11 protein-coding genes are annotated in these 26,272 nt (G+C 51.5%); 4 read left to right on the top strand and 7 right to left on the bottom strand.

Going from position 1 to position 26,272, the window contains the following annotated elements; translation table 11 throughout:
• Positions 1-39: 39 nt before the first annotated feature.
• From KCG43_RS12350 to KCG43_RS12325, 6 genes are all read right to left on the bottom strand, one after another.
• The gene (locus KCG43_RS12350) at positions 40-645 is read right to left on the bottom strand and encodes a lysozyme inhibitor LprI family protein (RefSeq protein ID WP_218385237.1); all 606 of its coding nucleotides are present in this window, start codon (positions 643-645) and stop codon (positions 40-42) included.
• Positions 638-829 (bottom strand): hypothetical protein, encoded by a 192-nt coding sequence (locus tag KCG43_RS12345; RefSeq protein ID WP_192016385.1) that lies wholly within the window; start codon positions 827-829, stop codon positions 638-640. Before KCG43_RS12345 ends, KCG43_RS12350 begins: the two co-directional genes overlap by 8 nt.
• 191 nt (positions 830-1,020) lie before the next feature.
• Positions 1,021-1,533, bottom strand: a complete 513-nt coding sequence (locus KCG43_RS12340; RefSeq protein ID WP_218385236.1) for a hypothetical protein — start codon at positions 1,531-1,533, stop codon at positions 1,021-1,023.
• A 645-nt stretch (positions 1,534-2,178) separates the two neighbouring features.
• Complete coding sequence (locus KCG43_RS12335) at positions 2,179-2,544, bottom strand: hypothetical protein (RefSeq protein WP_218385235.1); 366 nt, start codon at positions 2,542-2,544, stop codon at positions 2,179-2,181.
• Positions 2,541-4,730: a pesticin C-terminus-like muramidase gene (locus KCG43_RS12330; RefSeq protein ID WP_218385234.1), complete on the bottom strand. Its 2,190-nt coding sequence runs from the start codon at positions 4,728-4,730 to the stop codon at positions 2,541-2,543. The genes KCG43_RS12335 and KCG43_RS12330 overlap by 4 nt, the downstream gene beginning before the upstream one ends.
• Positions 4,731-4,742: 12 nt before the next feature.
• Positions 4,743-6,197 carry a DUF4150 domain-containing protein gene (locus KCG43_RS12325; RefSeq protein WP_218385233.1) on the bottom strand — a complete coding sequence of 485 codons (1,455 nt, stop codon included), beginning with the start codon at positions 6,195-6,197 and terminating at the stop codon, positions 4,743-4,745.
• Between the two features lie 366 nt (positions 6,198-6,563).
• On the opposite strand from KCG43_RS12325, the gene KCG43_RS12320 reads away from it, so the two are divergent.
• Positions 6,564-8,204 (top strand): tetratricopeptide repeat-containing response regulator, encoded by a 1,641-nt coding sequence (locus KCG43_RS12320; RefSeq protein WP_218385231.1) that lies wholly within the window; start codon positions 6,564-6,566, stop codon positions 8,202-8,204.
• A gap of 38 nt (positions 8,205-8,242) precedes the next feature.
• On the opposite strand, the gene KCG43_RS12315 is transcribed toward KCG43_RS12320, so the two are convergent.
• Positions 8,243-22,642, bottom strand: coding sequence for a retention module-containing protein (locus KCG43_RS12315; protein ID WP_218385228.1), 14,400 nt, complete (start codon positions 22,640-22,642; stop codon positions 8,243-8,245).
• A 322-nt stretch (positions 22,643-22,964) separates the two neighbouring features.
• Between KCG43_RS12315 and KCG43_RS12310 the strand changes: the two genes are divergently transcribed.
• The 3 genes from KCG43_RS12310 to KCG43_RS12300 are packed head-to-tail and all read left to right on the top strand — an operon-like array spanning position 22,965 to position 26,257.
• Positions 22,965-24,335, top strand: a complete 1,371-nt coding sequence (locus KCG43_RS12310) for an HlyD family type I secretion periplasmic adaptor subunit (RefSeq protein ID WP_218385226.1) — start codon at positions 22,965-22,967, stop codon at positions 24,333-24,335.
• 4 nt (positions 24,336-24,339) lie between these two features.
• Positions 24,340-25,647 carry a TolC family outer membrane protein gene (locus KCG43_RS12305; RefSeq protein ID WP_218385223.1) on the top strand — a complete coding sequence of 436 codons (1,308 nt, stop codon included), beginning with the start codon at positions 24,340-24,342 and terminating at the stop codon, positions 25,645-25,647.
• A 16-nt stretch (positions 25,648-25,663) separates the two neighbouring features.
• Positions 25,664-26,257: an OmpA family protein gene (locus KCG43_RS12300; protein WP_218385220.1), complete on the top strand. Its 594-nt coding sequence runs from the start codon at positions 25,664-25,666 to the stop codon at positions 26,255-26,257.
• Positions 26,258-26,272 lie beyond the last annotated feature (15 nt).

Genomic DNA, 26,272 nt, shown 5'->3' with positions numbered 1-26,272 from the left:
TTCTTCAACATCATGATCGTCACGGTTTCAGACCCATAATTAAAGCTGCAAAGCTGAATAATAAAATCGCTGTCTTTCCATGCAATCGATTCGGTTTTCTTTCAGATAGGTGCTCAAGAATTGACAGTTTTTGTCTGCATAGGCTTGCCACAATGCATTCTGATCCGCTGGTGATGCCTGCGGCGTTTTGTTTTTGGATGCATAAAGGGTGTAAGCCAGTTCCGTCTCCTGAGAGGTGATATATGCCAGCTCTAATAATCGTGCTTCAGTGACTTCCGCCGCGCAAAGGTAGATGACTGATTTTGCGGATGGATCCAGCTCGGACACAGCAAAGTCATCACCAAAGTAAGGATGATGATCACACAAGTCTTCTTTGAATTTAACCCAGGCACGCTGAACGCTTTTCAGTTGCGTGAACTCATCTGCAGACAATATCGTTTGAAGTGCCCGATATTTTTCGTTCAATGTCGCATCTTTGGTTTCATATTTTTTGAAGTAATGACGATACAGTTCATTCAAGTCATCGGGATTGACAAGATCATCCGCATGAGCAGAAGAAAAACCGCCAAAAACAGCCAAAATCCCAGCAAGAACCCAGCGACATTGATAACCCTTTCGACTCATCTCATTACTCTCTTTACTCATCGACCTCATGGTCTTTATTCACCCAGACATCAAGATCGAATTCGGCTGGTACCAGATAACGATACTGCGACAGTAGTGTTTCGATTTCACGATCATCCGGCACCATCCCGATTGAACTCTGAGTACAAAGAATCATGGGTGTAAATGCCAGCTTAACATGACCAGGGCGACCATATTGATACATGAGCTCTTGGACCACAAATTGAGATCACCTTCCCATTTGTCGTATGGCACACAGAACATTCAACGAAGACTAAAACCACGACTCTGATTAAATATCACTGTAAGCACTGCTGATATCAAAATAATCAAAACCACTTTCCCTGACTTCAATTTTTATACACTCTCCTGTTGGCACAATTCCATTAAGCATTCTTATGGTAATTGATTAAGCTTAAGATTTTGTATATGTTCAAATAATTTTCCTGTATTTCCTATCGTCGGTGTGCTTGGGCACTCAAGAAAGAAATCTCTAAATGTTTCACCTTCTTGTATAAAATGCTGTATCAAAATCAAATCTGTACGACCTAGATGAAAAGAAAAATATTCATCATCCGTTTTTGATATTTTAATTCTTGATGACCCTATCATTTCTATAGCATCGGAAGTTAATTCATCATTAAAGACAAGGTCATTATTTTTATAAATAAACACTTGGCTATCAGAAACAATCAGGTTAATTTTACCGCTGTATCCATCATCCATTTCATATTCGTGATATGCTCCAATCACCGGATCAACGATCATTTCCCCCCGATGGAAATCATGACAAATCAATTCATAGTTAAATGATTCAGTTATACTTCGAGCCTCAGTACCCGCTGATAAAAACGTAATAATAGACAAGATTAAATGGCGCGTTTTCTGGTATCTTTTCTTCTTACTCATCTATAACATTATCCAAATCTTGGTCTTTATTAACCCAGGTTTCAAAATCGAATTGAGTCGGTACAAGGTTTCGATATTGTGACAACAGTACTTCCGTTTCACGATCGTCACGTAACATCCAGATTGAATTCTGCGTGCACCGAATCGTGGTCAGCGGTTGTCCGTTTTATCAAAATAGATACCAGATTGGAAATGCGTTGCAGTCACTTGAAATTGATTCCCTTCTCTTTCCAGAATCTGACTGTAAAAGCCAAATACATGATACTGATAACTGTGATTTGAAACGAAAACAGTATCCTCTCATTCCAGCCGATAAAAGAACGACGACTGAAATGAATCGTTGGTATCAATGACAGCTCAACCTAACCAAGGCGACCATATTGTTACATAAGCTCTTGGTCACGACTACAAATTGAGATCAACTTCCCATTTGTCATTTAACACTCAAAAATTTTCTCCTGCCCATGCTGACATAAGCTCGCAGAGAGCGCGCATATGCTGGTAAACAAATTACCAGCATTCCAATCATTAACAATCGTATGAGCATCATGACCCATTACTCTTGTAGTATTTTATTTGAGATAAGTTCGTACTAGATTTCATCCTAAAAACAATTACAAAGAATATTAAAAATTTTACTAAAAGTTACTTTCCCGTCGGTTCACATTGAATCTCTTCACGGCCTAAATGAACTCTACACTTTTGCTCAGCCCAAGGCGCTGCAACAAGGAAAGAAAGATTAGCACCATCAAAACTTAACCGTGTAGGGTATATCGTTGGATAACTTTTCTCTAAATTCAGTTGACTATCTCCCATCTGACAATATCGCTTTCGACTCTGCTTTTTCTTGTTATAAACTGTAATACAAGGGTCATCCTTTCTAATAGATATACTTCCCTTTTCTTTTGCGTTTGGTCGGGTTTGCCAATTCTGATAATATCGATAATTACTGACATCATCCGCAACAACATCAATTGATAACATCAAAATAAGCATATATATAAATTTCATTCTAAGTAATCCCTTCTTGCCGTAAACCTATCATTAGCGACTCCAAAATCAGTCTCCCAAAAATTACTATCATCCATCACCTTATAAAATTCTGAGCTTGAACCAGACTCCCCTTCATTAAGATCTTTATAAATGGCCGGAATAATTTTTTCCCTTGAATTTCCTCTTGAATCATTTATGCCAGTATAATGACCCACATAGATCAAATCCACAATTACCTCTCTCACCACCTGTGACAAATCATTCCAATTTAAATCATTACCACTAATATAAGCGTCTCTTACGGATTTTCTAGTTGTTATCTTTTCAGCGTCAGACTCATAGTCTGAGTAAATTGTAGAAAACAATTTATTTTGAAACTTTCTTGTTATAACCTGTTCGCTTTTTGGGACTTTACTATCCAATGTCAGGTAATAATTGTAAGCTGCCTGCTTCTTTTTCCCCGCACCACCTACGAGCCAATCATATAATTTACTTGAAATATTCCTACATTCCAATTGAACCGAATCCAAAATATCTTTTACGTCCGCCTCTGTTCTGCTTCCAATGTCAAATCCTTTCCCTAAGGTAATTCCTGAATTATCTATAACAACTCCATTATTATTGGGCACATGAGGCACACGAGTAAAAAATATGTCTCCTGGCGTATCATTTCCTTCAGAATCAAATGTCAATTGTCCACGTGTGACAGTAAACCACTTTTCATCCATCTCATCATCTAATAAAGAAGTGACACCCAGCGGCCAAAAATGCCACACCTCTGGCTTTAGATCTAGTTTTTCAGGGTTGATGTCCTGCATCCAACTGGTGTTATCAATGCGCTCTTTTTCATGGATGGCAAAACTGTCGTATGACTGTACAAAGTTTTTACGAAATTCCGACGACATATAACTTTTAGTCGAATCAAAATATCGGCTTAAACTTGCTTCTGTCAACTTTTGGCTCATTGCCAATACTTGATTAAACCAATGATCATCTGCCTTCAAATACCACTCACTCGGGTGCTTGGCGATTACTTTTTCAAGTCTGTTAGTGGCGGCTTGGTAGAAGGCAACCAGTTCGTTTTCTGAGATCTGGCCGTCGTTATCTGTGTCGATTGCGCGGCGAATGTCGTTAAAGAAGGTGTTTGCCGGCTCCATTACACCGGTACTGCCGCTGCCGTCGATCACCTGAAAACCATGTTCTTCTTGTCCACCAGCCAGAGCTTTAAGGAAATATTCAGGCGGGCGATCATTTGAGAACACTTCAAGATGAACGCGGTATTCCTGATCAATATTGCCCTGGGCATTTTTCAGGTACTCGTACTTACCCAGATAACCCAGGTGTTCGCCGGCTTTAATGTTCATCGGTAGTTCAGGCACCTGGACGGTACCATCAGCGACGATGGGCAAATTATTTTCCGGGCCATTTTGGGTGTGCCATGGTGGCATTTGTTTGGTCAGAACATCGGCCAATGTGGGTAAACAATATTCAGCCGTTTCTCCGTTGTATTTACTGACGGATAACCAAATTTCCTGATCCAGTTTTTGATCAGCCGCAGACTGTTTGCTGACTCTATCCCTTTCGTTATCTGCAAACTTACCGACTTGCACGACTTTACATTTCAGGAAATCCCAAAATTTCGTTCCAGCTTTCTTTTTCGTTACCGATGTTCTGGACGGATCGGTTAACTGAATAACAGTCCCGACAGGCATTAAGGTTTTGGTCTCAAAATCCGTGGTTGTCACATTGCCACGGACATACCAGGTTTGTGTCAGCCTGATATAGTGGATTTCGCTGACACTCTCCGCCGCTGTAATCGAGTCCTGGATTTCTTTCTGCGATTGCAAATGCATGTACAGGGAATAGAAAGTATAACTTTCGTCTTCTTTATCCGGGTTCTGGAAGGTATGGCGCAGCAGGCAGAAGTTGTTGCTGTAACTGGAAGTGGTCTCCTGATACTGTGTGGTCGGGTATTCTTCCGCCATGCGATAAGCCACCAGCTCACCGTCGGCCATGGCCTGAACCGGCTGGAAGTGCTGTGCCCAGAATGCAATGCGGTTATTGAAGTGAATGCCACCGTGCCAGCCACGGCCTTTGCTGATGATGTAACGGCCGCTGGTCTGCCCGTTCAGCAGCACCTTCAGCGCGGAAACATCGTTGAACTGGCTACCGTCGACCTGACAGATGGGAAATGCGGTTTTCATGCTCGTGTCACCTTAGTCTGAATACACATCGAGGAACGGAATCAGGCTTTCCTGTCCGGTGTTTGCTGTTGTGAAAACCACAGCAGTCACCTGGCCGACTGTGGAACTGTAACCGGAAACCTGGGTGTTTGTCACAATACTTTCTTCTGCGTTTTCAATTAGCTGCACCAACTTCTCACTTAACGAAGAAAAATATTGTGCAGTAATGTCCGGCAGAAGCCGCTTCAGGGTTTTCAAGCCGTCTTCATAGCGGGCAATCCCTTCTACTATCACGGTGCGGTGCTCGTATTCAGCCTGCAGTTTAATAAAGGCGAGATAATCGGCTATCACACCGACAAAATTGTCGATGTATTGACTGAACGACTGAGCGACAGCGTCCCAGTCCATATTGCGGATGTATTCGATGCTGTTGCCTGTGCCATGATAGCGCACACCACCCAGTAAAAAGGCCGGCGGCAGAAACTCGTCCGGCGTGAACAAGGCATCGAGAATATGCCCCTGCGGATGGCACAGTGTCGCCAGGCTGTGAATCAGCGGTACGTAGTGATCGACTGTGTCTGCGTCGCGTTGAATCCAATCCAGTGCTGACACAAAGCATTCGCCAAACACTTTATGCTGATGTTCGGTGGCGAAATATGTGGCGCTGAACTGGCTTTCAAACCGCACCAGTGATTCGAAATCCGGATCAGAGAAGGTTTCCGACAGCAAAACGCCCCAGTCGTTGCGTACGCCACTGCGTTCCTGCCAGAACGGCACGCGATTGCCTGCCACGGCTGAGCAATAGCTGAATAAATCCGGGTACGGGTTTTCGACGCTATTTCCCGGCAGGTTATTGTAAGGCTGATACGGATCCTGAGATTCCTGAATATTGAAGAGACACAGGGTTTCTTCCAACCCGCTGACCACGGCCTGTCCGGAAGCATCCAGAGTGCCGCTGCCCAGCTCCGCCCCGCCTTCATCGGTGACCGTAAAAGGCGCATTTACCAACGGAGCACCCGTTGGGTATCGGCAACTCAGGGTGACATCAAACGTTGCGGCTTCGTCTGGCGGTACCTCGACACTGGCTTGGGATACGCCAGACAGGCACATGGTATTGGCTTTGTTCATGGTCATCATGTCAGACAAGCGGGCAACCCCTTCGCCTTCGATTTTGACGGTTGCAGAGGCAGTGACAAAAGCGGCTTCTCCCTGAATCACACCAGAGACTATGCCCTTCTTGTCTCCGCCTTCATCGCCGGTACTGGTTGAGAATTTGCTGGGTTTGATCGCGATACTGTTGCCGCCGTCCATGGTCACCGTTGTCGTTCCCTCCACCAGATCGGCCGATTTGGCTTCATTGGAATACGGAATCGGCACAACGGGTGGCCCGCACTGTGTCATACAAACATCCGGAATATCGGCGTTTGCTACGCCCTCCGAGCCTTGGTGGACAATACTCAACCCATCTGCACTTACTGTTACCGGCATTACCCGTCCTCATCTCATCAATAATTAGGCCATTTTATCAACAAGATAGGATTGCTTTCTCACTGGAATCTCAGTGAATAAGACGGATATGACTGTCGATTTAACGGTTTACCCCGAAGTGAGAAGCGGATTCCGTTTCTGTCCTGATGATTCGCGTTTGCTTTTATGACCTTGATTATCTGGTCTTATGATCTTTTCTTAGAGCGAAGGCATGCCATGACGCAGCAGTATTATCCAGAAAAGAACCGACTGAGACAGATTTTAATTCTGCAGTTATGGTAACTAAGTAGCGTGATTTTCTGAACACATATGCAACAATGAGCTAATCTTTTATGTGAGTAACCTCTGTCGGGGAAGGCGAGGCCTATGTTGTTATGCCACCACTCTTTTTTAATCATTGACGATAGTCATATGGCTATCGCACTGACGCGCTCTATGCTGACTAATGCCGGTGTGCCCAACTCACACATTCAGACCGCCACAGACAGCCTGAAAGCGCTTCGGTTACTGCGAACTAACCAGTTCGACGTGGTACTTTGTGATTACAACATGCAGCACCATATTGATGGCGGACTTATTTTTGAGGAAATCAAACATAATCATCTGTTATCACCCAGCAGCGTCTTTATCTGTGTGACCGGCGATAACAGCCAGAAAGTCGTGACCCATTTTCTGGAACTGGAACCCGATGATTATCTGATTAAGCCGTTTCGTTTTTCTGATTTCATTTCGAGAATCGAATACGTACTGGAGCGAAAAACGGTATTGAAGGTATTACTGACTGCTATTGATGAAAAACAGTACGAACAAGCCCTGCATCTCGCCTCGTCACTAACCCAGGACTTCCCCAAGTATAAGGGCTACATCACACGCATACAGGGTGACTGTCTGTTGCGGTTACAACGCCATCAGGAAGCTGAAACCCTGTATTTAAAGGCCTGTACGGAAACACAACATATCTGGCCCATGATAGGGTTTGGTAATGCACTGCAAGGCTTGGGAAAACTCAAGCAGGCACAAGAGATTTTCCATAAAATACTGGCAAAACATCCGTACCACCCCAAAGCCCGCCAGGGGCTGGCTAACTGTTTGATCAGACAAGACGAACTGCCGCAAGCCTTACAACATTTTCTGATGCTTCATAAAATCAATCCGGCTAACCCGATCCGGGAACTTATCATTGCCAACTTATATGCCCACCAGCAGAACCATAATAAAGCCGCAACCGGCTACCAGCGTTTCATCCGCAAAGTCGCAGACACCAGCCAGTACAGTTATGGCGTGGAAGTGAACGCCGCCATCTCGCTGCTATTGGCCAGCATCTATTCCCGTGATGCCAAACACACAACACAACTGATTGATGAAGCCCGTAGTGCGCTTGTTCAGCTAAATCAGAAAGCAGCGAAAGAAGATAAACGGCTCGAAAATCACCCCAGCTTTCTGGTTGGTCTGGCGATACTCGCCTGCATGCGCGGGGAGATTCAAAATTGCTACAGCATCGCAAGTCAAATTGACATGGATAGCGTAGAGACAGATGACTTTTACACCGCGTTGAATCTGGCACGTATGTATGGATTTTGTGGTATGCCGGACATGTATGAAGCGGCAATGGTCAAAGCGCGGAAAATTTGCGGTCAGACAGAAGATGAAGGACTGATGCTCAGTCAGATTGAGCTGCTGAACGGCTTTCAGGATGAAATTTACCAACGGCTGAGATTGGGGGGCGCACTGGTTAAGAAGGCACAGTCATACCGGCAACAAAACCTTGCCAATCAAGCGCTAAAACACGCTTATCGTGCTTTTTTCATCGTACCGTTTCACCATGAGCTGTGTTTTTTAATACTGGAACTCACCGCACTGGCTACCCCTGTCGGGCTACAGCATGATGAGGTCAATGAGATTCTGAAATCCTGCTACTGGCTTTACTGCCATGATAAGCGCCCGACTGAACAACAGAAACGGCGCGCGCTGGATCTGTACCGGTTAGCGGCCATGCGAGTGGCGTAATGCTCATTAGATCAAGGTGTGATCTCCCACATCAGCCACTAGGGATCCAGGTTAAATACATTATTGTCAAACAGCGAAGTGACGATTTCTGTGGCGGTTGAACTGATATCCAGATCCAAGCCGCCCAGGTCCAGGTTTTCCAGCACCACATTGTGCTCCCCACTCACCGTACTTACTGCCAGATTGATGCTGTCGCTGGTATCGATATTGGCATCAATGTTATCGAGCAGACGGGTTAAGTTATCAGCGCCGCCGTCCGGTAAAACATCCGACAAGGTCAGTACATCTTCACCGGGATTCAAATCTGTAAACACATCGGTATTGGCCGGCGTGGTGACAGACGAAGTATTGATTACAAAATTATCGGCACCTTCCCCGCCGGTTAAGATGTCATCACCGGGTCCGGCAATCAGGGTATCGTCACCGGCCAGTCCGTTCAGCGTGCTGCCCGAAGCTTCCGCTGCCAGCTGATCATCTGCTATGGTGGCAAAGCTGATATCAAGCAGCAGAGCGCCATTATTAAATAAAGTTTCCAGTTTTTCTCCGTCGGTTAATCCGGCCGGATCTTCGCCAAGCAAGCTGGCCTGACTGACACCTTCCAGCACTATGCTCTGCACAAGGACACCGCCGTCAAGAATATTGAGCAGCGTATTACTGCCACTGTCGGCCAGTTGAATTTGAGCAGTCAGATCATCAAAGGAACTGCTGCCGGAAGTATCCACCGCTTCGGTCAGATCCAGGCCGTCGATGCCGGCTTCAAAATCTTTCACCGTGTCCGTGGCTTCATTGCCGGCCGTGCCTAAATCAGCCGCAATCCACCTGAACAGATCACGAACCCCGTCACCGGTGCCACCTTCTTCACCGCCCCAGAGCAGGTCATCACCTGCACCACCGACCAGAATATCCTGACCTAAACCGCCAATCAGAATATCATCGCCATCCCCCCCCAGCAGCGTGTCCCCGCCATCCGCACTGATAACCAGATTCGGTGCGCCGCTGTCACCGGCCCCGATTTCCCCGCCGGTATTGGCCGGGTCATCCATGCGGACTTCAATCGCGACCGGCGCTGATTCTGCCTGACTGCCGTCTACCTCTTCAGAAACCGCAACCACGGACAGATTGCTGGTCCCTTCCGGCAAATTACTGACCAAGATATCACTGAGCTGTGCCGCAGTGACCGTCCAACTACCATCGCCATTGTCTGTCCCGACCACAGCCCCGGTGCTGTCGACTAACTGACCCGTGCCGAGATTGCGAATCTGCACCGTCAGGGTTTCATTCGGATCGCCCGCCACGGCTTCAAGTCCCAGTAATGGTATTACCGCACCGAGCGCACCCCGCATCACTGCGGTCTGCGGGACAGACAGTGTCAGTGTCGGCGGTGTAGCCACCGGCGTCACCGTGACATTCACTGTGGTTGTGGCAGTTTTCGGGCCGTCAGTCCCGACGTTGCCCTGATCATTGACCGTCACTGTGACCGTATCTGCGCCATTGAAATCCGCATTTCCCTGATAATCCACACCTGCTGCCAGAATGGTATTGATCTCATCAAGGCTGCCTTCCAGCGTCACCGCGCCTGTCCCGTTATCAGTCACGATGACCGAAGAGCCACCGGGGACAGTCACGGTCAGCGTGCCCTGATCCGCGCTCAGCGTGGCGGTCATCACGCTGGTTGATCCGGCTTCGCTGAAATCAGCATCAGTGACGGATAAACCGCTGAGAGTCAGTACCTCCTCTTCCGCCACGGTCTGATCGGGCAATGCTGGCAATTCAGGTGCATCATTGATGGCCTGCACTTGAATGGTCACCGTGTCACTGTCTTCCAGCGGGCCGCCAGCGCCCGTGTTGCCCTGATCATTGGTCGTCATCGTCAGTGTGACTTCGCCATTGACGTTCAGATCCGGCGTAAAATTCAAACCACTGCCAAGCAGTGTGTTGATGTCTGTGACAGAGCCTTCCAGCACTAAGGTGTCCGTCCCGTCACCGGTGATCGTCAGCGCGCCCGTATTACTGCCGCCCGGCACAGCAAGCACGCCGTCGCTGACGCTCAGTGTCACCGTCATGGTACCCTCGGACGTTTCATCCACGTCCACATCCGTGACCTGCAGTGCCGTGATCAGCAGTGTGTTATCTTCATCCACCACCAGCGGATCCGACGGTACTTCATTCACCGGGGCATCATTCACCGGATCGATATCCACCGTGATTGTGGTGAACACGGCCTTGTCGTCGGTGGCCACATCGGTTTGATCCACGGCGCGGATTTCAAGGTTCAGTTCGCCATTCCAGTTCTCTCGGTTGGCATCGCCCGGCACAAAGACCAAACGGTCCAGATCAGCACTATCGACCGTGACCAGCCAGGTGCCGTCGCCATTGTCAGTCACCGTTCCGCTGACACCGTCTGGCAGCGCAATACTGCTGGATTCCGGTACATTCGACACCAGAACCTGCAGCGTTTCCGGCGGATTTTCGGTCACATTTGCCGCCCCGTTCGTCATACTGGGCGCGTCATCGAACGCTTCAATATTCAGGATCAGATCGATGTTCTGATCTTCCATGCCGCTGGCCGTCGGCGTGACATCGGTATCGACCCGATCTGCCACCGGATCGACCTGCAGTGTGAAGGTCGCAGTCTGTTCAGACGGCGTCGACAAACTTTCCTCCTGAGTGAAGACCGTCACCCCAATTTCTGCGGTTCCGCTGAAATCCATCGGCGGTGTGATTGTGACACTGCTCAGATCAAAGCTCGTACTGCCCGGTGGCACAGCAATGGTCCATTCACCGCCGCCGTTGTTGGCCGCACCGCTGACCACAAACCCTTCCGGCACGTTGGTCAGTTTGACAGAGAGAATTTGCTCGGAACCATCAATGTCGACGACTGAGCCCCCCAAGCCCGACAGACTGATGGCCGTGTCTTCATCGCCGACCAGCGGCACATCGGTGCCGACAAAATCGACCGAATCATTCACAGCGACCACCTCAAAGGTCACCGTATTACTGAAGGTTGCAGTATCACTTTCTGTCGCCGGTCCGGTGGTCATGTCATAACTCGCGGTATCTGTCACTTCAACCGACAGCGACAACGACACAGTGCCGCTGAAATCCTGCGCGGGCTGGAAGACAATGCTGTCCAGCTGGCTCAGATCCGTAATCGTCAGTGAGCTGACCGGATTCCCATTGCTGTCGAGCAATGTCCCGGTTGCCGGATCGGTGACAGTCACCACAACCTGAGTGATGGTTTCCAGCCCTTCCGCCTGTGTGGTACTGATATCGCCGACAGAGCCCGACACATCCAGAATGATTTGCCCGTCTTCATAGGCCGTGCCAGTCTGGATGACTTCGGCTTCGCCGCTGTCCGACACAGGTTGCAGATCCGCATCCAGCCCCTGCGTTTCCACCACGCTTAATGTGAAGTCCGGCTGATCCACCACAGGTGAAATACGGATGGGAATCTCATCAAGCTGCTGATCGGTATCGCCGCTGACCGTGTCTGTATTCACATACTGGACACTGATCGTAAAGTCCCCGGCAAAATCCTGCGGCAGATTCAGGCTCACGCCGCTTAAATCAATGGTGCCGTCCGGATTCACCGTCGTTTTAATCACATACTGATTGGTCACAAAGTTAAAATCAGTGCCGGAAATCGTCACGCCCGGTGGCAAGCTGCCTGCATCAATCACCAGCGATAATTCATCATCACCCTGATCACCTGCAGTGCTGTTCAGGCTGACGATCTGATTCAGAAAGCTGCCCAGATCGACCTGCGTGTCTTCCGTCCCTGTGACTTCAATCGTCTCGTCAATCTGAATCTCAGCAGCGACCTGATCCTCCGCGCCACGGGTGAAAGTCACCTGCACCGTATCGGTAAATTCCACCAGCGCGCTGACGTCGCCATCATCACTGAGATCCTGCACCCGGCCTGCCACTTCTACCGTGGCTGTGCCGTTAAATCCCGGTGGCGGGATCACGACAATCTGATCCAGATTGCCATCCGGCACATACCAGCTGCCATCTCCGTTGTTAATCGCGCCTTCGACCACAAAACCTGTCAGCAGATTACCGCCCGCATCGCGGAAGGTCAGAACCACATCGGTCACGACTTCATCACTGCTCGGATCCAGATCCAGGAAGTGAATCGAACCCTCCGAGCCGCCGCCCCCAGTCAGATCCAGACGGTCGCCCACCACCAGCGTATCGGTAAAAATGGGATCGCCATTGGTGTCTGTCCCGGTTTGAATGCCAATGACGCCATCCGGCTCGACCACAGCCGTGATATTCAGCGTGACCGTGCCAGCCACTTCTTTGGTTGCCACAGCCGGTGAATCCACATCGTTCTCTTGCACCATCACCAGGGTATTGATTGTGACATCCAGATCCGAATCTTCCGGCGCAATCAGCTGAAGCTGTGCCCCACCCTCCAGTAACGCAAATTCCGCCGCAGTCAGGGTGACAGAGCCGGAAGCATCCACCGTCAGGGCAGTGATAGTTCCGCCATTGTTAATTTGCAGGCTGTAGCCCGGATCGGTCGGTATATTCTGAAGCGTCAGCCCTGTGGCAAACTCTTTACTGTCGCTGAACGGTGGCTGCCAGTTGATGGTCACCGGTTGATCTTCCAGTCCCTGACTGGTCTGGGTGTAATCCCCGGCATCAATGACCGGCTCGATGTGAATCACAATCTGGCTTTCCTGTTCCAGTTGATCCCCATCGTTTTCTGTCACCACCACTTTGGCGTTCAGCACAATATCTTCGGTGCTGTGCAGAGGCGGCCTGACCGTAATCGTTCCGGCATCCAGCTTCACTTCATATTTCGGGGTGCCTGTGGCCGGGTCAATCCCGGCATAAACAATCGACTGAGGATTCCCATCGGCATCAAAGAACTGTGTGCCTTCCGGGATATTGCTGATCACCAGCGAGAGGGTTTCCGACGTATCCGTTGGCGCTAATACCAGCTCTCCGGAAATCACACGAAAATCAAGCACCGCTTCTTCGTCTTCATTGATCGTGGTTTCCACACCCGGCAATCCACCGTCCGGCAGCTCGGTCCAACTGGTCCCGCCAATGTCAAAGTCCGGCGCATCAGCGACACCCGTCAGATCCACCTCGATGGTTTTCGCCGGAATCACCCGCTCATCAGTCACTGTGGTTGTGGTGCCGTCTGCCAGCGTGATCTCAACCTGATCACGGACAACGCCTTCCACGGTGAACGAAAAATCGACATTGCTTTCAGGCACCGGTTGCAACTCAATCTCGCCGATGTCGGTATAGGCAAATTCATAGACGCCATTGGCATCCGGGCTGAAGGGCGTGCCGTTTTGCAGCAGTACGGCGCCATCGGGCAGGTCGGAAATCCGGACGAAGAGGGTTTCGACACCAAAATCATCGGCGGTGTCATCCAGCTCGGTCAGCGTAATATGATCGCTGAGCGGGATCGGTTCATCTTCCAACCCTTCAACGCGTGTGACTTTGAGCTGTGCATCGTCCGCCACCGGCAGAACGTTGATGACGACTTCCTGCACCACAGACTGGGCAGTTTCCGAACCAGCCAGAGGGTTCAGTGTTTCTGTACTCTGCGCGATCAGTTCAAGGCGAATATCACCACTGAAGTTATCAGCAGGGTCGACAGCCACGGTATTGATCTGACTGACAGGCACCAGAAACGAGCCGTCGCCCTGATCAATCAGCCCTTCACCGACTATCTGTCCCTCACCTTCGACAATGCGCACAATGTATACCAGCTCTTCTGAGCCGTCGGTATCTTGCAGCAAGGCGTTGAATGACGGGCCGATATTGATGTTATCGCCATCTTCCTGCCCGTTGCCGTAGTGAACCTGTGCCGCGCCGTCCCAGACAGGCACATCGCCAATGCCCTGCACATCGACGGACAAGGTGCCGGTCAGTTGAGCAGGCGGCGTACCTTGTGTGACGTCAATCTGAGCGGTCACGGTGAAATCCAGCAAGAAGCCCGGCTCGGCGGCCGTCGAATAATCGGGCTCTGGTACAAAGGTCACCCCTTGCAGTTCAAACACACCGTCGCCGTCGGGATCAGTAAACGCGCTGGCAGGAATTTGGACCTGGCCGCCGCTCGGGGTGATCAGCACACCGTTAAAATAAAAATCCCCGTGCGGGTCAGCCGGCAGAACAATAAAAACATCACCTATGGTTTCGCCTCTGTCCTGATCGCCCAGATCGATCGACATGGTGACAGGAATCCCCAGCGCAGGATCGGCCAGACTCTCGTCCGGGTCCGGATTGCGTCCCTGCTCTTCCACGCCCTGCGCAGGACCCACAATGAGCACCGGATTGTCATCAGTGATAGTCAAATTGATCAGGCTGGTGTCCAGATCGTTATCGCCATCGAGCACTTCGAACGTCAGCGTGCTGGTCAGGGCCGCATCGGCATGATCAATGTCAGGCTCTGACACGAAAAACGCGTCACCTTCCGGGTGGACGAATAACTGACCAATCAACTGGCCGCTTTCAAATATATCTACCGCGACAAACCCGCTGGCATCCGGCGCCCCGCTCGCTAAATCGGTCCGGTTACCGTCTGCGTCAATAATGGCCGTCACTTGGGCATCATCGGCCCCTTCCTGGCTGACCGCCAGCAGATCCAGCGTGCTGCTTGTCTGGCCTTCCACTAAGGTATCGAAAGTCACATCAGTCGTTACCGGCAGGTCATCATTCACGGTGACCGACAGGGTGATCGCACCGCTGGGATCATCATCCTGATCAACAGCTGTGACGGTGAAATCCAGCTGCAGGCTGGTATCGTCATCCGGTTGCTGGTGATCAAGCGCCCCGGTCAGCGTAAAGCTGTAGCTGGCTGTCGCCACATCAAAATCCAGAATGAACACTGTGACGCCATTGGCCTGCCCCAGATAAGTGTCTGTCCCGGCGTCATACACCAGAGTCACAGGATTGCCGCCTGAGGTCAGTCCAGTATTGGCGGCGTTAAAGGCATCGACATCCACGATAAACTCCGCCACTTGATCAGAGCCGGAATCCAGCGTGATCTGGCCGGTAGCAGACTCGCCGTCACCGCCAGGATTGGTGCCCGGATGGACGCCGCTGCCGCCATCCAGATCGGCTTCTGTCACGCTCACCGCTTCAATGGCAGTGAGTACAGGATCATCACCGTCTTGAATCGTCACATTGACCGGCACCAGATTATCGAGAAAATCACCATCGCTATCCTGCACCTGAACCGGCAATTGGAATTGAATCTGATCATTTTGCGACACCACCAGGCCTGAGGTGTCTGTCCCGTTATGATCCAAGGGGGCAAGCTGCTCAACCACCAGTGTGATATCAAGCCCTGCACCATCGGCGTTCTGGGTGGCGGCCAGCGTCGCGGTCAGCACGGTTGTACCACCGGCGGTCAGGGTCAGTACCTTGGTCGCATTATCCCAGTTTGCTGTCACTGGCTGGCCGCCTGCGGTGATTTCAGCCTCCAGTTCGGCAATCAGCTGAGCCAGCGTGGCAGCATCAAGTGTTGTGGTGGCCGGGTCGAGCCTGTCGACACCCGGATTGATCGTTATTTCTGTCTGTCCCGATACCGGATAACCGTCGGCCGGATCGGCCGGGGTGAGATCGCCTTCAGTAAAGACAATGGTATTCACACCGGTAAAGCTGCCGTCGGCGTTGGTGCCATCGGCAATGGTGATTGTTATCGTGCCCGGTGCACTGACATCACCATCTCTGTCCTGTGCCAGTACCGTCAGGGACAGATTATTGTTATCCGGCGCATCAAACTGATCGAGCGGCTGGGTCTGGTTCACCACATAATTGCCGTCTGTGTCTAGGGTGATTGTCAGCACAGTGACTGAGGGATCATCGGTGCGGGTCACTGTGATCGTATCGCCGCTGACCAGATAATCAGTGTCGAAGCCATTGCTGGTCAGGTTGTCCAGCGCGGCCTGCGTCGCATCAAAGAACACAGCAACAATATCGTCACTGCCGGTATCCACCGCTATGCTGCCGTTACCGGTTGCCACTCCGTCATCGCCTTCATTGAGGCTGGCACCGGAATCGCTGCCAAATGCCGGCAGATCACCGTCGATGATCGCAATCCGGGTCACATCCGGGGTTATCAGTAAATCACCGTCACTGTCGGCGATCTGCAAGGGCACATCAATGCGAATGTCGCTGCCATTGGCCAGTACGATGTCGCCGTTGAAATCGACATGCTCTAACGGGCGGAACTGCTCCACACTGGCGGCCACATCCACGTCGCTGCCATTCTGGGTGGCCGTGAATGTCACGGTTAATACAGGATCATTGCCGCCCGTTGTCACCAGGGTAATAGTGACAACGCCATCGACGGATTCATCGACAACAGCGGTTAACGCTTCACCGTTTGAGGTCAGAGCGGACAGCTCATTTTGCAGCGTGTCTGCCGCACCGGCTTCCAGCATCAGGGTGCTGGCGACCAGATCATCCGTCACGGCAGCAATTGCAAAGGTGGTGGCGTTATCAACCGGGTAGGCGTCTGCCGGAACCGTGGTGTCCAAATCGCCTTCGGTGATACTGAGGGTACGGTTGCCGCCTTCCGCATCCGGGCCGTCGGTAATATTAATGATCAGATTGCCCTGATTACTGCTGTCACCGTCCTGATCAACAGCGATAAGCGGCAGCACCAGCTCGGTGACATCCCCCTCCTCCAGTTGCTCCAGCGGCAGATGCTGCACAACCGTGTATGTACCATCGGTATTCACAGTGACCGTCAGTACGGGAGTGCCGTCTGTGTCTGTCACCAATTCGATGACATTGCCTGTCACCGTATAACTGGTGTTCACACCGTTTGAGACCAGATCCTCCAGCGATGGCTGATTCTGTGCAAATTCAAGTGTGGCGATCGCATCGCTGCCAATGTCCAGCGGTATGCTGCCGTTGACCGTCTGTTCATCCAGGGTTTCAGTGAAGTTGGTGCCGCTGTCGGTCCCGAGTGAAGGCAGAACGCCATCGGTAATGGTGACCTGGGCATTGACAGGCTGCTGCAGTGAATCACCATCCACATCCGCAAGCTGTACCGGAATACTGACCACCAAATCCGTGCCATTGACCGATACCAGCCCGGTATTATTACCGGCTTGATGATGATCAAGCGGTAAATGCTGGGTGGTCGCAAAGCTGAGCGTCACATCCTGGCCGTTCGCGGCCTGTGCGGCGGTCAGGGTTATCGTCAGGGCAGGCGTACCGTCAGACAACGCGCCGGTCAGCTCACCCGTTGCGGAGTCATAGCTGAACGTCAGCGCCTGTCCGCCTGATGTCAGCTCTGCTTCCAGTTCATCAATCAACCCCTGCAACTGAGCAGGGTCGATTTCAATCGTAGACGGGTCAAGCCTGTCCTCCCCTGCGATAACATCCGCCGTGGTTGAATTGGTGGCCGGGTAGCCGCTCGGTGACAGGTCGGGCTCGGTCAGCGCAAGGGTAATCGTTCCGCCACCGGCAGGATCATCGCCGTCGGTTACAGTGACAGTGATAATGCCGGTATTGGTATCGCCATCCTCATCTATGATGATGAGACTCAGCGGCAGATCCAGGCTGTTGCCAGTATCCTGATCCAGAGTGCCGATCAGCAGCGTATCGTAGCTGCCATCTTCTGCAACAGTGACTGTCAGTATGAGATTACCATCGGCATCACTCACTGTGATTTGATTGTCACTGACCGCAAAGCTGACTGACTGGCCATTGCTGCTGATACCGGATAATCCGGGCTGATCGGGCGCAAAATTCAGAGTCGCTATGGCATCTGAGCCGATATCCACACCAATGTTGCCACCGCTGTTCAGCACGCCGTTATCCATGGTTTCATTTACGGTGACGCCTGTATCTTCCAGCAGCGCGGGAATATCGCCATCGCTAATCGTCACCGTCGCGTTAACCGGTGTAATCAGGCTGTCGCCATCGACATCATCGGCCTGGACATTGAAATTTATGGCAATACTGTCGCCGCTGACAGACACGAAACCATCGCTGTTGCCTGCCAGATTATGGTTGAGCGGCAGGTTCTGAGTGACTGCCAGATTGAGCGACACATCATTGCTGCCTGTGACCTGAGTGGCTGTCAGCACAATACTGACAGCGACTGTGCCGTCAGCCAGTGCGCCCTGCAGCACCCCGGTGGCCGGATCATAGCTAAACGTCAGCGGCGATGTACCCGATGCCACTTCGGTATTGAGTTCATCCAGCAATGCCTGCACGTCGGCCGGATCGATTTGTACCGACTCCGGCACTAATCTGTCAGCGCCTGCGGTAATGACGATATCTTCACTGTGACTTTCCGGATACTGGGTGGGATCAGAATCCGGCTCGGTGATAGCAACAGCGACACTCTCTCCGCCAGCGGCATCGCCGCCGTCGGTAATATTGACAGTGATAGTGCCCGGCGTGGTGTCTCCGTCATCATCGGCCAGCAGCACGTTCAGCGGTATCACCAGAGGATCAGAATCTGTCTGATCAAAAGTGCCTGTCAGGGTGACATCGTACGCACCGCTCTCGTCAATACTGACCGTCAGGATCACATTACCGCCAGCGTCGAGCACCTGCAGCGTTTCATCATCTACCCGGTTAACCGTAACCGCTTCGCCATTACTCTGTATCCCCACCAGGCCCGGCTGAGTCGGTGAAAACGTCAGGCTGGCAACCGCATCGCTGCCGATATCAATGCCTATGCTGCCGGGAAAAGTGGCACCCTGATCATCAGATTCGTTCACTGTGACTTGAGTATCATCGAGAAAGGCCGGCAGCTTACCGTCAATAATAGTCACGGTAGCAGCAACCGGTTGCGCCAGTGGGTCTCCATCCACGTCGCTGGCCTGAACAGGCAAATTAATCAGAATCGTCCCGCCATTGACAGTGACAAAACCGTTGCTATTACCGTTCAGGTTATGATCAAGCGGCGCATTCTGAATCACATTCAGTGTCAGGCTGATATCATTGCTGCCCGCCGCCTGTACGGCGGATGGCAGAATACTGAGAACGACAGTTCCATCTGCGAGTGTGCCTTCCAGCACCCCTGTCGTCACATTGACGGCAAAAGTCAAAGCTTGTCCGCCTGAGGTCAGCTCTGCATTCAGCTCTGTGACCAGCGCCGCAAGCTGAGCTGGATCGATCTCGACAGTTTCCGGTACTAACCTGTCTTCTCCTGCTGAGACGATCACGGTTGCAGTGCTTTCAGCGGGATAATTACTGGGATCCAGCTCCGGTTCATTCACTGTCACCGCAATCACTTCACCGCCCGGAGGATCTTCGCCATCAGTGACAGTCACAGTGATCAGCCCCGTATCCTGATCACCGTCATTATCTGTGATGACGAGGTTCATCGGTATGTCCAGCGAATCGCCGGTCAGATGATCTAACGTGCCAGTCAGTATCACACTGTACTGACCATCAGGTGTGATCGTGACCGTCATGATCACTGTGCCATTATCATCTTCCAGCGTGATCTGATCGCCATTCGGGACCAGAGTCAGCGGATTGCCGTTACTGGTGAGCGTCAGATCCGGCTGGGTATCGTCAAACACCAGTGATGCAATACCGTCGCTGCCGATATCCAGGCCAATGGATCCTGTCAATGTCTGGCCGTTATCAGCCGTTTCATTGGCAGTTACCCCGGTATCCACCAGAAATTCAGGTAAATCACCGTCATTAATCACTACAGTGATCTCTGCCGGTGTCGCTAAACTATCACCGTCGGTATCTTCGGCATTCAGTGGCAAGGTTAATGCAATCGTCTCACCGTTAGTGGTGATATATGGCGAGATCACTGCGCTGGCGAGATGATCTAACGGCACATGCTGGGTTACTGTGATGCTGACCGCCAGATCTTTACTGCCGGACTGAGCCACGGTAAAACTGATTACTAACGCCAGTGAATTGTCTGGCAACCTGCCTTCCAGCACACCTGTTGTTGGATTGACCGAGAAAGTGATGGTCTGCGCATCCGAGGTCAGTACCGCGCCCAGGTCATCCAGAATGGCTTGTAACTGCGCCGGATCCAGCGCCAGCGAATCGGGCACTAAGCGGTCGGCACCAGCCAATATCACAATGTCATCGGTGTCGGTCTGCGGATAGTTATCCGGCTCAGAATCAGGTTCAGTGAAGGTAATGCTGCCCGTTTCTCCGCCTGCCGCGTTGTCACCATCCTGAATCGTCAGGGTGATCTGCCCCTGCGCTGTATCGCCGTCGTCGTCCGTTGCCAGTACCGCCACAGGCAATATGATCTGGTCATCGGCGCTCAGCTCATCGAACGAATCGGTGATGATCACTTCATAACTGCCGTCAATGCTGATGGTCGCGGTCAGAATGACACTGCCGGAGGCATCGGATATCTGCAACTGATTGTCACTCACGTTGTAGCTAACCGGATTGCCGTTACTGGACAGGGCGCCAATCGCATCAGCCAGTGCCTGGTTATCGATGATAGTAACGGAGGCTACATCATCGCTGCCGATATCCAATACGATCTGGCCTGCGACGGCAATGCCGTCATCCGTTGTTTCATTGACGATAGCACCACTGTCATCACCAAAAGCGGGAAACACACCGTCTGTCATTGTGCTGGTGACCAGCACAGGATCATCCAGAAAATCACCGTCGGTGTCCTGCGCCTGCACCGGAACAGTGATCACTATAGTATCGCCGGATACTGCAACCAGCCCTTCGCTGTTCCCGCTCTGATTATGATTTAAGGGGAGATGTTGTGTCAGCGTGGCACTCACTGTCATATCCAGGCCATTGGCCGCCTGAGCAGGCGTCAGCACAATATCGACGGCCAGCGTGCCGTCCGGTAAGCGTCCTTCGATTGTATTCGTCTGTGGAAGGTAAGTGAATGTCAGGGGTTGATGGCCAGATTGTACTTCTGAGGATAACTCAGCCAGTAATGCAGCGCTCTGCGTAGTATCAACGGCCAATGTTGCAGGGTCGAGTCTGTCGACACCCGCTGTCACAGTGACTGAATTTGTGCTTGCTACCGGAAAGCCGCTTGGCGACAGATCCGGTTCAGTGACAGCTAAATCAATCGTTTCTCCGCCCGGTGCATTACTACCGTCAGTAATGATCAACACCACTGTGCCAGGCGTGGTGTCTCCATCAAAGTCGATGGCTGTCACCCCCAGATTAAAGACGGTTTCATCTGAGATCAGCTCATCAATAGGCTGGAACAGCGTGAAAGCATAGGCACCATCCAGTGTAATACTGACGGCGAGGACAGTATTGCCTTGAGCATCCACCAACGTTAACTGGTTACCATCGACGCTCAGCGTCGTTGGCAAACCGTTGCTGGTCAGCCCGTTCAGCGCCGGTTGATCCGCATTAAACACCAGGGCTTCAATAGCATCACTGCCGATATCCAGTGGTACGTTGCCCATCTGCACCACGCCCATATCTGCCGATTCATCCAGACGTGTACCTGGGTCTGCGCCAAAGGCAGGATCCGTACCGTCCACAACAGTGACTGTCACGCCGACAGGAGTATCTAAGGCATTACCGGCGACATCAGCACCCTGCATATCTGCCAGAATCGTCAAAACATCATCAGCGATAGCAACCCTGCCGCCAGCGCCGCTGTCGAGGTGATCAACCGGACCACTCAACACGGTCGTCAAGGTCACAACCACATCCCGGCCACTCGATTCAGCCACCAGAGAAACAGTGATAATAGTTTGTCCCTGACTTTCCCCGACAATGGCATTCTGGCCAGCGTCAAAACGGAAAATGACGGGCTGACCGCCAGATGTCACTTCGCTGTTGAGTTCATTCAGTAAAGCATTCAGAGTGCTAGCGTCAAAAGTAAAACTGGTGGGATCGAGCGGTAGTGTACCGGCTTCTATCAGCACAACTGACGTTGTTTGGCTAGGATAGGTGTCCGGCGCTAAATCGCCTTCCGTCACAGACAGTGAAACGGATTCCCCGCCACCTGCGGCGTAGATGACATCCGTATCTTCGTCTGACTCAGGAAACACAAATTCATAATCTGTATCAAAGCCCGCTTCGGTAAGTATGCTGTCGCCATCATAATCAACAACCACGAAACCACTGTTGGCGGCCTCACCACTGGAACCTGCAGCAGCAGCTTCAAACACTTCCGTTGGATCTTCCCCGGCCAGGATCAATGCCTGGAGCTGTTCGATATCCAGCCCAACCGGCGGTGCTTGATCGCTGTCAGGCTGTTCAAACTGAACATTATCGGCAAGATCCGACACCCAGACTCCGGCGCCATCCAGCAAAACACAGGTCGGACAGGGACGATCGACCAACACAGGCTCACCGTTTTGCATCATGACATAACGGGTATAGCCGTTCGCGACCACCAGCTCATCGGGCTGAACCTGGTAGGCGAAGTCGACCGGTTTCACCGAGCCATCGGGCTTGATAACAAACACCACCCCGTTTTCAACGGTCAGGGTTGCCAGACCATTTGAGACAGACTCTGCCATAACACCTCGCTGACACAGGGAAGCAATAACCTTGTCGTGAGCAACGATGTCTTGCCATTCGCTGACTCACTGTCGGGTCAGTGTTCCTCATCTGATAATTAAGAATTGTAGAATAGAAGTGATACACATCACCTTTTCTTGTTCTATCCTTGTCAATACGGAGTTATTCAGTGGGTTAGCATCACACTGTTATCGATTTCGCATTCGGACTGTTAGCCAAACTACTGAAGTCGGTGCGGGAAGTTGAGTGTTTAACCGGGTTATTTGCTCTCAGTCTTGCTATTGAGACAATTTCGCAGCTTCAGCAAGAGCGCCGACAGATATGAAGACGCCGTCAGTGAACCGCAAGCATCTTGATTTTGTGGATGATAAAACCGCCGCTCTGCTGCTCAACACACCGAGCAGTGCCAGGCTAATACTCTGGGTTATTGTCATTTTCTTTATCGTGGCAGGTGTCTGGGCATCCCGCGCGCAGCTGGAACAGGTAACGACAGGAAGCGGGAAAGTTATCCCCTCCTCCCAGCTTCAGGTGGTGCAGAACCTCGAAGGCGGTATTGTCAAAGCACTGATGGTAAAAGAAGGCGAACAGGTACAAAAAGATCAGCCCCTGCTAATGATTGACGACACCCGTTTCCAGTCCGACTTCAATGAAAGGGCACAGGAGCTGGCCAGCGCCCAGGCCGATGCCATCCGGCTTGATGCCTTGCTCGATAATGTCACGGTTAATCAGACAAAAAAAATGGTGTCAGTATCCCGCCCGCCGCTGGTTTTTCCTGACACCTTCCTCAGCACATATCCGGATCTGGTTAATCGTCAGCAGGCTGAGTACAGCGATAATCTGTCAAATATTGAAAGCCAGCTCGCCGTTGCCACCCAACAACTACAGCAAAAGCAGCAGGAACTGATTGAAGCCCGCTCCAGGCTAAGCGGGCAACGACAAGGCTACAATCTGGCCAGCCGGGAATACAACATCACCAAGCCGCTGGCAGATGAAGGTGTGGTGCCTGAAATAGAGCTGCTGAAACTGCAACGCCAGCTCAACGATACCCGCAAAGAGATGCGCTCTACTGAGCTGCAAATCCCCGTCATTGAAGCGGCTATCCGGGAGGCTGAATTCAAGCGTCTGGATGTCGCCCTCAAATTCCGCTCAGACATTCAGGCCGATCTCAATCAGGCCACGGCCAGACGCGATGCACTGAACCAGTCCAGTATCGGTTTAGAGGATAAAGTCCAGCGCACCCTGGTGCGCTCTCCGGTCAATGGCACGGTGCAGACCCTGTATTTCAATACCATAGGCGGTGTGATTCAGCCCGGCATGGACATAGTCGCCATAGTACCGACCGAAGATAACCTGGTGATCGAAGCAAAAGTGCTGCCACAGGATATTGGCTTCTTACGTCCAGGTCTCAAGGCAATGATTAAATTTTCGGCTTATGATTACACTGTCTATGGTGGTTTAGAGGGCACACTGGAGCAAATCAGCGCCGATACGATTCAGGATGAAGAAGGCAACAGTTTTTATCAGGTAAAAATTCGAACAGAAACAAACAATCTCGCGGATAACAGCGGTGAGCAGCTGCCCATCATACCGGGAATGACAGCGTCGGCCGATATCATTACCGGCAAACGTACCGTGTTACAGTATTTACTGAACCCGATACTGAAAGCCCGCAATTCCGCCCTGAGGGAGTAGACCAATGCACTATCTGTACACCAAGGTATGTACTGCACTGACCCTGGCGCTGATCACCGGGCTGGCCTCGGCACAATCGCTGGAGCAGGCGGTTGCCCAGACGTTGTCTTCCAACCCGGAAATCAAAGGGGCCTATAACGATTTCATGAGTCGCTATGAATCTATCCGGGCATCGAGAGGGCAATATCTGCCTTCTGTCGATCTGGAGGCCGGCATTGGCTACGAAGACTACGATGACACCACCAACAGCACGGGTGATTATAATCCGTCGGATGCCACCATCAGCATCAGCCAGCTAATCTGGGATGGTTCCATCACCTATCACGATATCCAGCGCAATAAGTCCGAAGCCGAGGCACAACGCTATCAGTTACTGGCCGATGCGCAGGACAAAGCGCTGCGGGTCGCAGAGGTGTATCTCAATGTTCTGCAGGCGCAGGAAGTGCAGTCTCTCTCGGAATCGAATTACCAGATCCACCAGCGAATTTACACCGATATCAAAAAACGCACCGATGCCGGTATTGGCTCGATTGCTGATCTGTCACAGGTCGAAGGCCGGCTGGCACGGGCAGAGTCCAACCTGATCGCTTCACGTAATAACGTGCAGGACAAAGTGACGGAGTTTGACCGGGAAGTCGGTGAACAGCCGGTCAATCTGGTTCAGCCGGAAGTGGATATCAACTACCTTCCCCCATCGCTGGATCGGGCCATCGAGATAGCAAGGGAAAACAACCCGACACTGAAAACCGCCAGCAATGATATTGATGCGGCCCATTATCAGTACAAGCAGGAACGCGGGGATTTCTGGCCGACTTTCTCGATTGAGGCCTCTCAGGAGTGGGGCGAAGATCTGGAAGGCACACCCGGTCATACCGACGAATTAAAAGCCGGGTTACGCATGCGTTATAACCTGTATAACGGCGGTACTGATATGGCAGAAAGCCGCCGGGCGGCGTACCAGATCAATAAATCCAAAGATATTCGGGACAGAGCGCACCGTCTGCTGGATGAAAGCACCCGGCTGGCATGGAGCGCCCTGGAACTCTCTGAACGCCAGACCCAGTATTTACAAAAGCACGTCGATGCATCGGCCCGTACCGTAGTCGCCTATGAGAAACAGTTTCAGATTGGGCAACGTACTTTGCTTGATGTACTGAACACAGAAAATGAACTGTTTGATGCGCGCAAAGCCTATTTGCAAGCCTTTTACGACGGCATACTGGCCAGATACAGAGTCCTGAATGCCACGGGTAAATTGCTGGATGAAATGCGTGTGGATATCCCGGACAAATGGGCTGAGTCAGTGCGCTGACGAGTAAGGAGGTGACATGCAACGACAAGTGATGTGTTTCTTGCTGACACTCGTACTGCCGGGCTGCTCAACCACGGTATCGGATCCGCCCGTCGCCGAACAGTCGCGTGATCTGCTGGATCAGGATTCAGACGGAGTGATCAATGCGCGGGAGCGATGTGCCGACACACCACTGCCGGCTGTGGTGAACAATGACGGCTGTCCTGAGTTAGTTGAAAGTAAGCGCACCAATCAGCTGCATATCTTGTTTGCGAACGATTCTGATGTCATCCCGTCAGGTTTTCGCAGCCAGATTCAGAAAATGGCCGTCTTTCTGAAAGCCTATCCGGAAACGGCAATTGAGCTTAAAGGCTATGCCAGTCCGGTGGGGGCATCGCCGCATAATCTGGATTTATCCAAACGCCGTGCCGCGAATGTGCGCACATTGCTGATTGACCAGGGTATCGCGCCTGAAAGAGTCAGAACTGTTGGCTTCGGAGATCATGAACCGGTACCGGGACAGACACGCGAGCAGACCAATATCCTCAGCCGGCGTGTGACTGCAACCGTGACGGGGGCCGATGCCGGGGTGCTGGAACGCTGGACTATCTTCACCACAAGGAATCAATAACACCATGACAGTACG

The organism is Photobacterium sp. WH24, assembly GCF_019204055.1.
Taxonomy (GTDB): Bacteria; Pseudomonadota; Gammaproteobacteria; order Enterobacterales; family Vibrionaceae; genus Photobacterium; species Photobacterium arenosum.
This window is presented reverse-complemented; position numbering and strand designations above follow the sequence as displayed.